Annotated in this window: 15 protein-coding genes; 2 read left to right on the top strand and 13 right to left on the bottom strand. The window is 69.5% G+C overall.

Going from position 1 to position 15995, the window contains the following annotated elements; all coding sequences use genetic code 11:
* Nucleotides 1-8 precede the first annotated feature (8 nt).
* From hisI to J4H92_RS08350, 6 genes are read right to left on the bottom strand one after another with little or no spacing between them, the layout of a single operon-like run.
* A complete protein-coding gene (gene hisI, locus J4H92_RS08325) occupies nt 9-365 on the bottom strand; it encodes a phosphoribosyl-AMP cyclohydrolase (RefSeq protein ID WP_208097713.1) in 357 nt (118 codons plus the stop codon).
* Complete coding sequence (gene hisF / locus J4H92_RS08330; RefSeq protein ID WP_208097714.1) at nt 362-1135, bottom strand: imidazole glycerol phosphate synthase subunit HisF; 774 nt, start codon at nt 1133-1135, stop codon at nt 362-364. Before hisF ends, hisI begins: the two co-directional genes overlap by 4 nt.
* Before the next feature lie 14 nt (nt 1136-1149).
* Complete coding sequence (gene hisG / locus J4H92_RS08335; RefSeq protein ID WP_208097715.1) at nt 1150-1992, bottom strand: ATP phosphoribosyltransferase; 843 nt, start codon at nt 1990-1992, stop codon at nt 1150-1152.
* 42 nt (nt 1993-2034) lie between these two features.
* The gene (locus tag J4H92_RS08340) at nt 2035-2298 is read right to left on the bottom strand and encodes a phosphoribosyl-ATP diphosphatase (RefSeq protein ID WP_208097716.1); all 264 of its coding nucleotides are present in this window, start codon (nt 2296-2298) and stop codon (nt 2035-2037) included.
* A 6-nt stretch (nt 2299-2304) separates the two neighbouring features.
* Entirely contained in the window at nt 2305-2979 is a 675-nt protein-coding gene (rpe, locus tag J4H92_RS08345) for a ribulose-phosphate 3-epimerase (protein WP_208097717.1), read from the bottom strand.
* A complete protein-coding gene (locus J4H92_RS08350; RefSeq protein ID WP_243752146.1) occupies nt 2976-4358 on the bottom strand; it encodes a replication-associated recombination protein A in 1383 nt (460 codons plus the stop codon). Before J4H92_RS08350 ends, rpe begins: the two co-directional genes overlap by 4 nt.
* Before the next feature lie 123 nt (nt 4359-4481).
* Between J4H92_RS08350 and J4H92_RS08355 the strand changes: the two genes are divergently transcribed.
* The gene (locus tag J4H92_RS08355; RefSeq protein WP_341783041.1) at nt 4482-5702 is read left to right on the top strand and encodes a DUF349 domain-containing protein; all 1221 of its coding nucleotides are present in this window, start codon (nt 4482-4484) and stop codon (nt 5700-5702) included.
* Between the two features lie 87 nt (nt 5703-5789).
* Nucleotides 5790-6386, top strand: coding sequence for a hypothetical protein (locus J4H92_RS08360; RefSeq protein WP_208097719.1), 597 nt, complete (start codon nt 5790-5792; stop codon nt 6384-6386).
* Here the strand turns inward: J4H92_RS08360 and J4H92_RS08365 are convergent.
* The 7 genes from J4H92_RS08365 to leuA form a co-directional block, all read right to left on the bottom strand.
* Nucleotides 6365-8611 (bottom strand): RelA/SpoT family protein, encoded by a 2247-nt coding sequence (locus J4H92_RS08365; RefSeq protein WP_208097801.1) that lies wholly within the window; start codon nt 8609-8611, stop codon nt 6365-6367. The genes J4H92_RS08360 and J4H92_RS08365 overlap by 22 nt on opposite strands.
* A 31-nt stretch (nt 8612-8642) precedes the next feature.
* Entirely contained in the window at nt 8643-9662 is a 1020-nt protein-coding gene (gene secF, locus J4H92_RS08370; RefSeq protein ID WP_208097720.1) for a protein translocase subunit SecF, read from the bottom strand.
* Complete coding sequence (secD, locus tag J4H92_RS08375; RefSeq protein WP_208097721.1) at nt 9662-11500, bottom strand: protein translocase subunit SecD; 1839 nt, start codon at nt 11498-11500, stop codon at nt 9662-9664. The genes secF and secD overlap by 1 nt, the downstream gene beginning before the upstream one ends.
* 65 nt (nt 11501-11565) lie before the next feature.
* Complete coding sequence (yajC, locus tag J4H92_RS08380; RefSeq protein WP_208097722.1) at nt 11566-11973, bottom strand: preprotein translocase subunit YajC; 408 nt, start codon at nt 11971-11973, stop codon at nt 11566-11568.
* A gap of 64 nt (nt 11974-12037) precedes the next feature.
* The gene (gene ruvB / locus J4H92_RS08385; protein WP_208097723.1) at nt 12038-13036 is read right to left on the bottom strand and encodes a Holliday junction branch migration DNA helicase RuvB; all 999 of its coding nucleotides are present in this window, start codon (nt 13034-13036) and stop codon (nt 12038-12040) included.
* The gene (gene ruvA / locus J4H92_RS08390; protein WP_208097724.1) at nt 13033-13701 is read right to left on the bottom strand and encodes a Holliday junction branch migration protein RuvA; all 669 of its coding nucleotides are present in this window, start codon (nt 13699-13701) and stop codon (nt 13033-13035) included. Before ruvA ends, ruvB begins: the two co-directional genes overlap by 4 nt.
* Nucleotides 13702-13982: 281 nt before the next feature.
* Entirely contained in the window at nt 13983-15749 is a 1767-nt protein-coding gene (leuA, locus tag J4H92_RS08395; RefSeq protein WP_208097725.1) for a 2-isopropylmalate synthase, read from the bottom strand.
* Nucleotides 15750-15995: the final 246 nt, after the last annotated feature.

A 15995-nucleotide genomic window follows, 5' to 3' on the forward strand; every position in this document is an offset into this window, starting at 1 on the left:
GAGCGGGTTCAGGGCGCGGAGCGGGCCGCGGGCAGCTCGCGGTCGGTGAAGCAGCTCCGCGTGCCGGTGTGGCAGGCCGCGCCCACCTGGATCACGCGCACGAGCAGGGTATCCCCGTCGCAGTCCATCGAGACGCCGCGCACGTACTGCAGGTGTCCCGAGGTGTCGCCCTTCCGCCAGTACTCGCCGCGCGAGCGCGACCAGAAGGTGACCCGCCCCTCCGTCAGCGTGCGGCGCACCGCCTCCCGGTCCATCCAGGCGAGCATCAGCACCTCGCCCGACTCGTCGTCCTGCACGATCGCGGGCAGCAGGCCGTCCCGGCCGAACACGAGGGCGTCGAGCGCGTCCGCGACGTCGCCGCTCATCGCGTCGCACTCCGCACCGGGTATCCGGATGCCGCGATCGCGTCCTTCACCTCGCCGATGGTGAAGACCCCGTCGTGGAACACCGACGCCGCGAGCACCGCGTCGGCGCCGGCATCGACCGCCGGCGCGAAGTGCTCCAGGCGCCCGGCGCCGCCCGAGGCGATCACCGGCACCGAGGCGATCTCGCGCACCCGCCGGGTCAGCTCCAGGTCGAAGCCCGCCAGCGTGCCGTCCGCGTCCATGCTGTTGACCAGCAGCTCCCCGGCGCCGCGGGAGACGCCCTCCGCGGCCCACTGCAGGGCGTCGAGCTCGGTCTCCCGGCTCCCGCCGTGCGTGGTCACGACGAAGCCGCTCGGCGTGCGCGGCGAGCGCTTCGCGTCGAGCGACAGCACGAGCACCTGGGACCCGAAGCGATCCGCGATCTCGCCGATCAGCTCGGGCCTGGCGATCGCCGCGCTGTTGACCCCGACCTTGTCCGCGCCGACGGCGAGCAGCCGGGCGACGTCCTCGGCGCTGCGCACCCCTCCGCCCACCGTGAGCGGGATGAAGACCTGCTCGGCGGTGCGCCGCACGACGTCGTAGGTGGTGCTGCGGTCGTCCACGGTCGCGGTGACGTCGAGGAAGGTGAGCTCGTCCGCGCCCTGGTCCGCGTAGCGCGCGGCGAGCTCCACGGGATCGCCCGCGTCGCGCAGGTTCAGGAAGTTGACGCCCTTGACCACCCGGCCGGCGGCGACGTCGAGGCAGGGGATCACACGCACGGCTACGCTCATCGTCCTGGGCCTCCTCAGAACCGCGCGGCGTGCACTTGGGTGACGAAGATGCCCTTCGCCCCGAGATCGTGCAGGCGGTCCATCACCTCGTTGGCGTCGTCGCGGTGCACCATCACCCGCACGGCCACCCAGCCGTCCTTGTTGAGGGGGGACACCGTGGGCGACTCGATGCCGCTCGCGATCTCCGTCGCCGCCTCGATCAACGAGTCGGGCAGATCGTACTCCAGGATCACGTACTTGCGGGCCACGAGCACGCCCTGCAGGCGGCGCAGGAGCCGATCGGTGCCCTCGCGGCGCTCCGGTCCGCCGATCAGCAGCGCGGTCGACTCGAGGATCACCGGCCCGAAGATCTCGAGCCCGGCGGCCCGCAGCGTCGCGCCGGTCGAGACGACATCAGCCACGGCGTCCGCGACGCCCAGCTCGACCGCGGACTCGACGGCCCCGTCGAGTTTCACCGTCACCGCCTCGACGCCCCGCTCCCGCAGGAAATCGTCGACGAGCTTGGGATAGCTGGTCGCGACGCGCCTGCCGTCGAGATGCGCGATCTCGCGGATCTCGCCCTCGGCCGGTGCCGCGAAGCGGAAGGTCGAGTCGGCGAAGTCGAGGGCAGAGATCTCGACGGCCTCGGAACCGGAGTCGAGCAGCAGGTCGCGCCCGGTGATCCCGACGTCGAGCGCCCCGGAGCCGACGTAGGTCGCGATGTCCCGCGGCCGGAGGTAGAAGAACTCGACGTCGTTGCGCGCATCGCGATGCACGAGCTTGCGGGCGTCGCGTCGGCCGCTGTAGCCGGCTTCCGCGAGCATCTCGGCAGCGATCTCGGACAGCGAGCCCTTGTTGGGAACCGCGACGCGGAGCATATCTCGGTCTTTCTTCAGAGGTGGCGGATCGGGACTGACGGATCAGAGGTGACGGTAGACGTCCTGCAGGCTGAGCCCCTTGGCGAGCATGAGCACCTGCAGATGGTAGAGCAGCTGGCTGATCTCTTCGGCGCAGGCCTCGTCGCCCTCGTGCTCGGCGGCCATCCAGACCTCGGCCGCCTCCTCCACGATCTTCTTGCCGATGCTGTGCACGCCCGCATCGAGACGCGCGACCGTGTCGCTGCCCTCCGGCCGGGTCTCGGCCTTCTCGCTGAGCTCGGCGAACAGCGCATCGAATGTTTTCACGATCACCTATCCTAGCGCCGTGTGCCGGTGGTCCGCGGCGGCGGCGCGGAGCTCGGCGATGCGCTCCTCGGGCACGCCGCCGTAGACCGCGGATCCCGCCACGAAGGTGTCGGCCCCCGCCTCCGCGGCGATCCCGATGGTGTCGACCGTGATGCCGCCGTCGACCTGCAGCCAGACGTCGAGGCCGTGCGCCTCCCTGGCCGCGGCGAAGCGGCGCAGTTTCGGCATCGTCTCGGACATGAAGGACTGCCCGCCGAAGCCGGGTTCGACGGTCATCACGAGCACCTGGTCGAATTCCGGCAGGAGCTCCAGGTAGGGCTCGGGATCGGTGCCCGGCTTCAGCGCGATCCCGGCACGGGCGCCGATCTCGCGCAGTCGGCGGGCGAGACGGACCGGATCCGCCGCGGCTTCCGCGTGGAAGGTGACGGAGAACGCGCCCAGCTCGGCGTAGCCCGGAGCCCAGCGATCGGCGTCGGCGATCATCAGGTGCACGTCGAGGGGCACCGGGGAGACCGCCTGGATCCGCTCGACGATCGGCGGCCCCATCGTGAGGTTGGGGACGAAGTGGTTGTCCATCACGTCCACATGCACGAGGTCGGCGCTCGCGATGCGCTCGAGCTCCGCCTGCAGGTTCACGAAGTCCGCCGAGAGGATGCTGGGGTTGATGCGCTGGGCCGTCACCCGTCCAGCTTAGGGCCACTTCCCCGCGTGATCCGCCGGATCCTCTCCAGCCGCTCGGCGACCGCGCGCTCGTTGCCGTGCTCGCTCGGCCGGTAGTACACCCGATCACGGAGCTCGTCGGGCAGGTGCTGCTGCGTCACCACGCCGCGCGGGTCGTCGTGCGGGTACCGGTAGCCCTTGCCGTGGCCGAGCCGCTTGGCGCCCGGATAGTGGCCGTCGCGCAGCGGCTTCGGCACGCGCCCGAATCCCCCCGCGCGCACATCGGCGATCGCACCGTCGATCGCGACGATCACGGCGTTGGACTTCGGCGCCGTCGCGAGGTAGAGCGTGGCCTCGGCCAGCGGGATGCGCGCCTCCGGCAGACCGATCAGCTGGGTGGCCTCCGCAGCGGCCACCGCGATCGGCAGGGCCTGAGGATCGGCCAGCCCGATGTCCTCCGCCGCGTGCACCATGAGCCTGCGCGCGATGAACCGCGGATCCTCCCCCGCCTCGATCATCCGCGCCAGATAGTGGATGGCGGCATCGGGGTCGGAGCCCCGGATCGACTTGATGAAGGCGCTGATCACGTCGTAGTGCTCGTCGCCCTGGCGATCGTAGCGCAGCAGGGCGCGGTCGATGGAGGCCGCGACGACCTCGGCGGTGACGACCGGAGGCGGCGCGTCGGCCCCCTCCGCCCCCTCCTCCGCCGCGGCCGGACGGGCCAGCACGGAGGCCGCCGCGGCCTCCAGCCCGGTCAGCGCCCGCCGGGCGTCGCCCGAGGCCACCTGCACCAGAGCCGCAACCGCCTCGTCCTCCACCTCGACCGAGCCGCCGAGCCCGCGCGGGTCCTGCACGGCGCGGCCGATCAGCCTGGTGAGATCCTCGTCGGCGAGCGGCTCGAGGGTGAGCAGCAGCGATCGCGAGAGGAGCGGGCTGATCACGGAGAACGAGGGGTTCTCGGTGGTCGCCGCGACGAGCGTGACCCAGCCGTTCTCGACGCCCGGCAGCAGGGCGTCCTGCTGCGCCTTGGTGAAGCGGTGGATCTCGTCGAGGAACAGCACGGTCGACACCCCGTAGAGATCGCGATCGTCGAGCGCGCGCTGCATGACGGTCCGCACATCCTTGATGCCGGCGGTCACCGCCGAGAGCTCGACGAAGCGCCGTCCGCTCGATCCCGCGATGGCCTGGGCGATCGTGGTCTTCCCCGTTCCCGGCGGCCCCCAGAGGATCACCGAGACCGCGCCGGCGGCGCCCTCCGCCTCGGCGAGGACTCGGAGCGGGGCTCCGGCGCGCAGCAGGTGCTGCTGTCCCACGACCTCGTCGAGGGTGCGGGGGCGCATCCGCACCGCGAGTGGGGTGCTCGGCCCGCTCATCGTGCTCGGCCCGCTCGGGGAATCCATGCGTCGATGCTATCCCAGCCCTGTCCGCCCCTCCCGTGTGAGCGGGGCGCTCCGTATGGCATAGTGGAGGAGCACTGCACGGTCGGCCGACGCGCCGGCATCGACGAACGACGGGTGAGCACCGTGAGCCAGAACGAACATCCTTGGGGACGAGTCGACGAGAATCGGACGGTCTACGTTCGCGACGGCGAGACCGAGCGGGAGGTGGGGCAGTTCCCCGACGGCACCCCCGAGGAGGCGCTCGCCTATTTCGAGCGCAAGTACGAGGATCTGAAGGGCCAGGTGACCCTGCTCGAGGCCCGCATCGCCCGCGAGCTCGCCGGTGGCGACGCCTCGGAGGCGGTGGGCCATCTCCAGGAGCAGCTCCGCGAGCCGGCCGCGGTCGGCGACCTCGAGTCGCTGCGCAGCCGGGTCGAGAAGCTGGCGGGCAAGGCCGGCGAGCTCGGGGAGAAGCAGCGCGCCGAGCGCGAGGCCGCCCGCGCCGAAGCCCTCGCGAAGCGGGAGAGCATCGTGGTCGAGGCGGAGCGGCTCGCGGCTCAGCCGGAGGAGTCCGTCCGCTGGAAGGAGACGGGTGCCGCCTTCGAGGAGCTGTTCAACGACTGGCAGAGCGCGCAGCGCGGCGGCGTCAGCGTGCCGAAGGCCCAGGCGGACGCGCTCTGGAAGCGGTTCCGCAAGGCACGGCAGAGCTTCGACACCGCGCGCCGCGCGCACTTCGCCCGCGTCGACGCCGCCAACAAAGAGGTCAAGGACGTCAAGGAGCGCATCATCGCCCGCGCCGAGGCGCTCGCCTCGCGCGGGGTCGAGGGCATCCCCGCCTACCGCGGACTGCTCGACGAGTGGAAGGCGGCCGGACGCGCCAGCCGCAAGCTCGACGACCAGCTGTGGGCGCGCTTCAAGGCCGCAGGAGATGTGCTCTACCAGGCGAAGGCGGCGGAGGTCGCCCTGCAGGACGAGGAGTACGCGGGCAACCTTCAGGCGAAGGAGGCGCTGCTCGCTGAGGCCGAGCCGCTGCTCCAGGAGACCGATCGCGTCGCGGCCCGCAAGCGGCTCACCGCGTTCCAGCTGCGCTGGGACGAGATCGGCCGGGTGCCCCGCGAAGCGCTCCGCGACGTCGAGGGCCGGCTGAAGAAGATCGAGGATCACGTGAAGTCGCTCGAGGACGAGCACTGGCGGAAGACCAACCCCGAGACCAAGGCGCGCAGCGAAGGCCTCCGCGGTCAGCTCGAGGCCTCGATCGAGCAGCTGACCGCGGAGATCGCCGCCGCCGCGAGCCCCAAGGCCAAGGCAGAGGCCGAGCAGAAGCTCGCCACTCAGCAGTCCTGGCTCGCAGCTCTCGGGGACTGACGGCGCTCCGGGGATCCGGGCCGCCGGTTATCCACAGGTATCGCCGGACGGCCCACGCTCGACGGCTCGAGCGGGCAGACTGTGGGGATGCCCACCCCGCTTCCTCCCGCACCGCCGAGACTGGACCTCTGGCCCGTCGCCCTGCGGTCGGCCGAACGACTCCGAGGCACGCTCGTTCCGTGCGGGCCGGGCCTGCGCGGCGTCGGCTGGCCGGAGACGCCGTCGGTCCGCGCGGCCGCGCTCGCCGAATGGCTCGGCGACGACTGCGTGGCCGTCCGCCTCACCGCGGCCTGGATCTGGGGCGCCGCGCGCGCTCCCGGCCGTCCCCTGCGCGTCACGACCAGGGAGAGGCGCCGCAGCGCGCGCATCAGCACCGACTGGTTGCGCATCCACGCCATGCGATGCCCCGACTCCGAGACGCTGGGGCTCTGCGGATTCCGCGTGACGACCCCGTTGAGAACCGTGCTCGACCTGCTGCACGCGCAGGAATCGTTCGATCTGCCGGAGCGCGTGGCCTGCCGACTGCTTCTGACGACGATCGAGGGCGGGTCGGCGACCGTGGCGCACAGCCTCGCCCGGCGCACGCGTCCGCACCTGCGACGCGCGCGGGAGCGCTTCGCCGGTCTCCTCGGCGTCACGGAGGACCGCCCCGGAGGCGCCCCTCACGCGCCGTTCATGCGATAGGCGTCGTAGACGCCCTCGATCCTGCGCACAGCCCCGAGCACGTGGTCGAGGTGCGTGGTGCTGGCCATCTCGAAGAGGAAACGGCTGATGGCGAGCCGCGACGAGGAGGTCTGCACGGAGGCCGAGAGGATGTTCACATGGTGCTCGGACAGCACGCGGGTGACATCGGAGAGCAGCCCTGAGCGGTCGAGCGCCTCGACCTGGATCTGCACCAGGAAGACGCTCTTGCTGGTGGGCGCCCATTCGACGTCGACCAGGCGCTCGGGCTGGTTCTGCAGCGCGATGAAGTTGGCGCAGTCGGTGCGGTGCACCGAGACGCCCTGTCCCTTGGTGATGAACCCTCGGATCTCGTCGCCGGGCACCGGCGTGCAGCATTTGGCGAGCTTGACGAGCACGTCGGCCGCGCCCTTGACCACCACGCCCGCGGTGGCCTCCCGCTTGCCGGTCCGGGCCGGGGCCGACGCCGGCACCGAGGTGGCGGCGGGCTCGACGTCGGAGACGTCGCTCTCGACGAGCGCCGTCACCTTCTCGATCACCGACTGCACGGAGACGTGGTGCTCCCCGATCCCGGCGAACAGACCGGCGACATCGACATAGCCCTGCTGCAGGGCCACCTGCTGGATGGCCTCGGAGTTCATGATCCGGTGCAGCGGCAGTCCCAGTCTGCGCAGTGCCTTCGTCAGCTCGTCCTTGCCGAGTTCCGCAGCCTCCTCACGGCGCTCCTTGGTGAACCACTGGCGGATCTTGTTCTGCGCCCGCTTGCTCGCGACGAAGTTCAGCCAGTCCTTGTTGGGACCGGCGTTCTGCGCCTTCGAGGTGAACACCTCGACCACGTCGCCGTTCTGGAGGACGGTCTCGAGCGGCATCAGACGGCCGTTGACCCGGGCTCCCATGGTGCGGTGACCGATCTCCGTGTGCACGGCGTACGCGAAGTCGACCGGTGTCCCGCCGGCCGGGAGTCCGATGACCCGGCCCTTCGGCGTGAAGACGTACACCTCCTTCGCGCCGATCTCGAAACGCAGGGCGTCGAGGAACTCGCTCGGATCCTCGGTCTCCGCCTGCCAGTCCGAGATGTGCGCGAGCCACGCCATGTCGTCCGAGGACGGACCGCCCTGCTGCTTCTGCTTGTACTTCCAGTGCGCCGCCACGCCGTACTCGGCCCGCTGGTGCATCTCGTGGGTGCGGATCTGGATCTCGACGGCCCGTCCGTCCGGACCGATCACGGTGGTGTGCAGCGACTGGTAGAGGTTGAACTTCGGCGTTGCGATGTAATCCTTGAACCGGCCGGGGATCGGGGTCCAGCGCGCGTGCACCGCACCGAGCACCGCATAGCAGTCGCGGATGGAGTGCACGAGCACCCGGATGCCGACGAGGTCGTAGATGTCGTCGAAGTCGCGTCCGCGCACGATCATCTTCTGGTAGATCGAGTAGAGCTCCTTGGGCCGACCGGTCACCTCGCCCCGGATCCGCGCCTCGCGCAGATCCTCGTTGATGGCGCCGATGACGAGCCCCACCAGCTCCTCGCGCTGGGGGTTCCGCTGCGTGACCAGGTTCTCGATCTCGGTGTAGAGCTTGGGCTTCAGCACCGCGAAGGAGAGATCCTCGAGCTCGGTCTTGATCGACTGGATGCCCAGCCGGTGCGCGAGCGGGGCGTAGATCTCCAGCGTCTCCTGCGCCTTGCGCTTCGCCGAGGCCTCCGGCATGAATCCCCAGGTGCGGGCGTTGTGGAGACGGTCCGCGAGCTTGATCACGATGACCCTGATGTCGCGCGACATGGCCACGATCATCTTGCGCACCGTCTCGGCCTGGGCGGAGTCGCCGTACTTGACCTTGTCGAGCTTGGTCACCCCGTCGACGAGCATCGCGATCTCCTCGCCGAAGTCGGCGCCGAGCTGCTCGAGCGAGTAGTCCGTGTCCTCGACCGTGTCGTGCAGCAGCGCCGCGGCGATGACCACCGGGGCCACCCCCAGGTCGGCGAGGATCTGCGCGACGGCGACCGGGTGCGTGATGTACGGCTCGCCGCTGCGGCGCTTCTGCTCGCTGTGCGCCTCCGCGGCCGTGCGGTAGGCGCGGTCGATGATGGTGAGATCGGCCTTCGGCCAGCCGGTGCGGACGGTGCGCTTCAACTGCTCCACCGCGCCGGGAACCGTGCTGCGCGAGAAGATGCGCGGCACGAGGCGGCGCAGCGAGCCCGCGGCAGGCGCTCCGACGTCGTTGGTCGACATCCGCTTCACCTCCCTCAGCATTTTGCTGAGGCTACACTACCGCTTCGTCGGGCTCCTCCGCGCCGCTCTCGCTCTCAGCTCGCTCCCGGAGCTTCAGCACCCGGGCGTCGCTCTTCTTGATCTCGTCCTCGTGCTGACGCAGCTGCACGTACACGGGTGCGGCCACGAAAACCGTGGAATAGGCGGCGACGATGGTGCCGACGAAGATCGACAGCGAGATGTCGGTGAGGGTCTGGGCCCCGAGCCACAGTGCGCCGATGAAGAGGATCGCACCGGTCGGCAGGACGGCCACGACGGTCGTGTTGATCGAGCGAACCAGAGTCTGGTTGACCGCGAGATTCACCGATTCGCCGAAGGTTCGCCCGCTCGCTTCACCCGGTACGGCCGTGTTCTCGCGTATCTTGTCGAAGACGACCGTGGTGTCGTAGAGCGAGTAGCCCAGGACGGTGAGGAAGCCGATCATCGCCGCAGGCGATATCTCGAAGCCGAACACCGCGTAGATACCCACCGTGATCACCAGCACGTCGATCACCCCGATGATCGCGGCGACCGACATCTTCCAGGTTCGGAAGTACAGGGCGAGGATCAAGAAGGTCAGCGCGAGGAAGATCGCCAGGCCCCAGAGCGACTGCCTGGTCACGTCCGCGCCCCAGCTCGGCCCGATGAACGAGGCGCTGACGTCCGTCTCGCTCACCTGGAAGGCCTCTGCGAGGGCGGCGGTGACATCGCGGCTCTGCTGGTCGGTGAGCTGATTGGTCTGCACTCGGAGCGTGCCGTCGCCGACCGTCACCACCTTCGTCGCCGCGCCCTCGACCACGGATTGCACCGTCGACGTCGCGAGCGCCTGATCACCCGTCGTCTCCTGCGAGACCGTGAACTGGGAACCGCCGGTGAACTCGACCGAGAACTGGATCGGCCGGAAGAAGGGCACGAGCACCGAGCCGACGACCAGGATCGCCGCGATCAGGAACCACAGCCGACGACGCCCGACGAACGGAAAGGAGAGCTTCCCGGTGTACAGGTCATTGCCGAAGCTACTCATCGCACCCATCAATCGTTCCCATCATCCGTAGAGACAGTCAAGCCGTCGCGTTTGCGTTCTGCCAGCGTCTGCCGCCGCTCCGCCTCTCCCCGAGAACGCTGAGCGCGCCGAGCCGTCGAGCCGCCCGTCGCGAGCACTGGAGTTCGGAACTGAGCACGCCCCTGGTACACGGCGCCGAGCGCCTGCGGGTCGAGGCCCGAGAGCGGATGCCCGGAACCGAAGAATCGGGTCCTGGCGAGGAGCTGCATCACCGGGTGGGTGAACACGACGAAGATCAGCACGTCGAGCACTGTGGTGAGACCGAGCGTGAACGCGAACCCCTTGACGGTCGAATCGGCGAGGATGTAGAGCACCACCGCCGCGAGGACGTTGATCGACTTGGAGATGAAGATCGTGCGCCGAGCCCTCTCCCAGCCCTTCTTCACGGCGCCTTCGATGGTCTTGCCCTCGCGCAGTTCGTCGCGTATTCGCTCGAAGTAGACGATGAAGGAGTCCGCCGTGAATCCGACCGTGACGATGAGTCCCGCGACACCCGCGAGCGAGAGACTGAAACCCATGCGCCAGGCCAGGATGCAGAGCGCGAGGTAGGTCAGAACGCCCATCACCGCCAGCGAGGCGATGATGACGAAGCCGAGAACACGGTAGACGATGAGCGAGTACACGGCGACGAGCACGAGACCGATCAGGCCCGCGATCAGGCCGATCTGCAACTGCTGAGAACCGAGGGTCGCGGAGATCGAGTTCGAACTCACCACCGTGAAGCCGATCGGCAGCGCGCCGAACTTGAGCTGATCGGCGAGCGCTTTCGCACTCTCCTGGGTGAAGCCGCCGGTGATCGAGGGGCGACCGTCGAGGATCTGCCCCTGCATCGCCGGAGCGGAGAGCACCCTGCCGTCGAGCACGAAGGCGAACTGATCGAGCGGCGACTCGGCGCCGTACATGCGCGTGCTGATTTCACCGAAGGTCTTGGTGCCCGCGTCGTCCAGTCTCATCTGCACGGCCCACTCGCCAGTGGTCGCACCGGTCTGGGTGGTGACCATCTCGGCGACCGCATCGTCGATGGACTCGCCGCTGAGCTCCACCGGGCCGAGGATGTACTTGTAGCCGCCCTCATCGCAGGTGATGAAGGGGCGGTCGGCCGGTGCATCGCCCAGATCGGCGACCGACTCCAGCGTGCACTCGAAGGCGTCGAACTCGGCGAGCAGCCCCTCGGTGAGCCAGGCCTCGTCGTAGGCCGTATCCGGGATGGGATCCGGATCCACGTCGGAACGGTCCGAATCGCCTTCCTCGGCCTGGCCGGTGTTCTCGGCATCATCGGCAGCGGCGTCGCCCTCCGCCCCCTCCGACTCGGCGCCCTCCGCAGCATCGACATCCTCGGCTGCGTCGGTATCGTCTTCGCCCTCGACCACCGCGGCGTCCGACTCGACGCCCTCCTCGTCGGTCCCGGCAACCCCCGGGGCGACGCTGAGCACAGGCCGGAAGTCCAGCTTCGCCGAGGCCTCGATCCGCTGTCGCGTCGCGTCATCGGCGGGTCCGGGAATGGAAACCGAGATGTTCTGCGCGCCCTCGGTCGTGATCTCGGCCTCGGCGAGGCCTGAGGCATCGACACGCTGGCGGATGATCGAAACGGCCTGCTGCAGCTGCTCTCCGCTCACGGCTTCGCCGTCGGTCTGCTGCGCGGCCAACGTGATCTGGGTGCCGCCCTGCAGATCGAGAGCGAGCTTCGGCGCCAGGCTCGCCTCGCCACGGCTGATGCCGATGGCGAGAATGCCCGCGAACACCGCGACGATGATGAGGAGTGCGATGAGCGCGCGCCTGGCTTGCTTCACTGCGGGTGTGGACGCCACGGATCGACTTCTTTCTACTGCTCAGGATGATCACATGTCGCGGGGCCGAGCCCCGTCGACGCACTTCAGGCTTTTTCGGGCTTGCCCTCGTCGTCGGACTCCGGCTGTGCGGCCGACTCGGCCTCGCCCTGGGCGGTCGAGTCGCCCTCGCCCACGCGCTCTCCGAACTCCGGGTCGTCGTCGGGGGCGACCTCGTCGTCGGACGCATCGCTCTCGACCGGGGCGATGATCTGGCCGACCGCGTTCCGGTGCACGACGATCGTCGACGTCCCGCTGCGCACGGTGACGCGGTTGTCCTCCTCGTCCACCTCTTCGACCGTGCCGAAGATGCCGGACTGGAGCATCACCTCGGCACCCGGAACCAGATTGCTCTGCATCTCCTGCTGCGCCTGCTGCCGCTTCTTGCCGTTGCGGATCATGAAGATGATCAACACCGCGATCAGGCCGAACATGATGAGCGTCATCGGATCCATAAGGGTGGGACGATCCTTTCACAGGAGAGAACTCGAGTGCGCCGTGCGCGCACAACCCCTACGACTATAGGGCATCGGGCAGGGGAATCCCGGTGTATTCCCAGCCACGCCTCGTCGCCACTCTGCCGCGCGGCGTGCGGCTGAGCAGACCGGTGCGCACCAGGAACGGTTCGACCACCGCCTCGATGGTCTCGGCCTCCTCCCCCACGGAGACCGCCAGCGTCGACAGGCCGACCGGACCGCCGCCGAAGCGCTCCACCACCGCCCGCAGGACCTCTCGATCGAGACGGTCCAGCCCGTGGGCGTCGACGTCGTAGAGACTGAGCGCCCGATGCACCGTGTCCTCGTCGCCCGGCACGCCGTGGACGAGGCTGTAGTCGCGCACCCGCCGAAGCAGGCGGTTCGCGATGCGCGGAGTGCCGCGGGAGCGGCTCGCGATCTCGGAGACGCCGGCCGCGGCGATGCCGAAATCGATCAGCGCCGCGGCGCGGCTCACCACCTGGGCGAGCTCGCCGTCGTCGTAGAACTCGAGATGCGCGGTGAAGCCGAAGCGATCGCGCAGCGGGTTCGGCAGCAGGCCGGATCGCGTCGTGGCCCCGACCAGGGTGAAGGGGGCGAGCTCGAGCGGGATCGAGGTCGCCCCGGCCCCCTTGCCGACCATGATGTCGATCCGGAAGTCCTCCATCGCGAGGTAGAGCATCTCCTCGGCGCTGCGGGCCATCCGGTGGATCTCGTCGATGAACAGCACCTCCCCCGGCGTCAGCGCGGAGAGCACCGCGGCCAGATCCCCGGCGTGCTGGATCGCCGGGCCGGAGGTCTGGTGCAGCGGCTTGCCGAGCTCCGTCGCGACGATCATCGACAGCGTGGTCTTGCCGAGCCCGGGCGGGCCGGCCAGCAGGATGTGATCGGGAGTGCGCTGCTGCATCGTCGCGGCGTCGAGCAGCAGACGCAACTGACCGCGCACCTTGGTCTGGCCCACGAACTCCTCGAGCGAGGCCGGTCGGAGCGCCCCCTCGAAGCCGAGCTCGTTCGGCGAGACCCGCGGCGAGAGCTCGTCGGTCATCGCCGCCCCCCCGAGGCCCCGCCGGCGCCCGGCGCCCGGGCCCCGCCGCGCGGCGCCTGGAGGAGCGCGAGAGCGGAGCGCAGCAGCCCCGCCTGATCCGCGGGCGCTCCGGCGTCGACGGCGTCCTGCACGGCCGTCTCGGCCTGCGCTTCCGCGTAGCCCAGCCCGATGAGCCCCTGGGTCACCAGCACCCGGGTGACGAGATCCTCGGATCCCGCCTTCCCGTCGGCGTCCGCCTCCGGGCCGAGACCCTCGTTCGCGAACCGCCGCGGATCCAGTTTTCCGCCGAGCTGGACGGCGATCAGCTTCGCCGTCTTCGGCCCGATACCGGACACCTTGCGGAAGGGCTTCTCGTCCTCCTGCGCCGCCGCCGCGGCGATCTGCGCGGGCGTCAGCTCGGTGAGCACGCCGAGCGCGCTGCGCGGACCGACGCCCGAGACGCCGAGCAGGATGCCGAACACCTCGAGCTCCGACTCGCTCGCGAAGCCGAACAGCGTCAGCGAATCCTCGCGCACCACCAGCTGCGTGTGCAGAGCCACCGGCTCTCCGGGATGCAGTCCCGGGATTCTGCCGGGCACCTCGACGCGCAGACCGACACCGCCGACGCCGACCACGACCCAGCCGGCCCCGGCCGACAGCACCTCACCGCGCACAGAAGCAATCACACGATCACCCTAGAGCCGAGCCCAGACATCGCGCCCTGCGCCACGCCGGGCGTTCGAAGATATGTTCTAAGATCTGCGGGCCCGGGACCGGCGCGGCAGCGGGCCGATCCCCACGAAGACGCTCGAGAAGTTCTCGAAACGCAGCGAGGGCGCGGGGATCGCGGTTTCGTCACATGAGCGGCTGAGCGGCGTGGCATGCTTGTCAGCCACGCCGCGAAGACGCTCCGGAGGGATGAGACCGCGATCCCCGCGTCCTCGCGATCGCTCCAGGCGCCGACAACTCAGGCGCCGACGACCTCCGGGACGCGCTGATCCCCCGCGCGCACCGAGCGGTTGACGGAGGAGACGATCGCCTTGAGCGTGGCGCGGGTGGTGTCGGGGTCGATGCCCACGCCCCACAGCCGCTGCCCGTCGACCTCGAGATCGACGTAGGACGCGGCCACGGCGTCGCCTCCGGCGCTCATCGCGTGCTCGACGTAGTCGAAGAGGGTCACCTCGTGGCCGCTCTCGTTGAGCGCGACCAGGAACGCGTCGACCGGGCCGTTGCCCCTCGCCGTGATCTGCGCGCGCTCGTCGCCGACCCGGTAGTCGACGGTGAGCTCGGTCACCCCGTCGCCGGCGCTCGTCGACGCGGTGCGGAACAGCTCGTAGCGGCCCCACTGGTCGAAGGAGGAATCGGTCGTCGGCAGGTACTCGTCCTGGAAGATCCGCCAGATCTCATCGCTCGACACCTCGCCGCCCTCGCTGTCGGTCAGCGCCTGCACCACCGCGCTGAACTCGATCTGCAGGCGCCGCGGCAGATCGAGCGAGTGATCCGACTTGAGCAGGTAGGCGACGCCGCCCTTGCCGGACTGCGAGTTCACCCGGATGACCGCCTCGTAGGAGCGGCCCAGATCCTTCGGATCGACCGGCAGGTAGGGCACCGCCCACTCCAGCTCGTCCACGGAGACGCCGGCCGCCTCGGCGTCGGCCGCCATCCGCTCGAAGCCCTTCTTGATGGCGTCCTGGTGGGAGCCGGAGAACGCCGTGTAGACCAGGTCGCCCGCCCAGGGGCTGCGCTCGTGCACCCGCAGCTGGTTGCAGTACTCGGCGGTGCGCCGCACCTCGTCCAGGCGGGAGAAGTCGATCTGCGGATCGATGCCCTGCGTGAACAGGTTGATCCCGAGCGCGACCAGGTCGACGTTGCCCGTGCGCTCGCCGTTGCCGAAGAGGCATCCCTCGATGCGATCGGCGCCCGCCAGATAGCCGAGTTCCGCCGCGGCGACCGCGGTGCCGCGGTCGTTGTGCGGATGCAGGGAGAGGATGACGTTCTCCCGATGGTTCAGGTGGCGGCCCATCCACTCGATCGAATCGGCGTAGACGTTCGGCGTGGCCATCTCGACCGTCGCGGGCAGGTTGATGATGACCTTGCGCTCGGGGGTCGGCTCGAGGATGTCGAGCACGGCGTTGCAGACCTCGACGGCGTACTCCAGCTCGGTCCCGGTGTACGATTCCGGCGAGTACTCGTAGTAGACCTGCGTGCCCTCGCAGATGGGCTCGCTGGCGACGCACAGCTTCGCCCCCTCGGTAGCGATCCGCTTGATCCCTTCCCTGTCCTCCCGGAACACCACATCGCGCTGCAGCACGCTCGTGGAGTTGTAGAGGTGCACGATCGCCTGCTTCGCGCCGATCAGCGACTCGTAGGTCCGCGTGATCAGGTGCTCGCGCGCCTGGGTGAGCACCTGGATCGTGACGTCGTCGGGAATCGCGTCCTCTTCGATCAGCTGACGCACGAAATCGAAATCCGTCTGGCTCGCGCTCGGGAACCCGACCTCGATCTCCTTGTAGCCCATCCGCACCAGCAGGTCGAACATGATGCGCTTGCGCTCCGGGCTCATCGGGTCGATGAGCGCCTGGTTGCCGTCGCGCAGATCGACCGCGCACCAGCGCGGCGCCTCGGTGATGCGCTGCGCCGGCCAGGTGCGATCCGGCAGATCGACGCCGATGATCTCCTGATACGGCCGATACTTGTGGATCGGCATCGCGGAGGGCTGTTGATTGTTCTTCATGGTCTCGTCTTCTCTCGCCTGAGCTATCTATCGGCCAGCACAAACACCGCGACGAGGGAGGCCTGAGGATTAGGACTCGTCGCGGCGGCTAAGGAGAAGCGATCCGCACAGCACGATCTCACTATAGCAGGAGCCGGGGCTCCCCCACGCGAGCCCTCCCCGCGCCCGTGGACGCGAGCCGCCCTTCCGTCGGATCGCAACGGGCCGTTCGGGCCCACACTCGGGGCCCGGCGAAGTACGCTGGAC

It is taken from the genome of Leucobacter weissii (assembly GCF_017565745.1).
In the GTDB taxonomy this organism is placed as follows: domain Bacteria; phylum Actinomycetota; class Actinomycetes; order Actinomycetales; family Microbacteriaceae; genus Leucobacter; species Leucobacter weissii.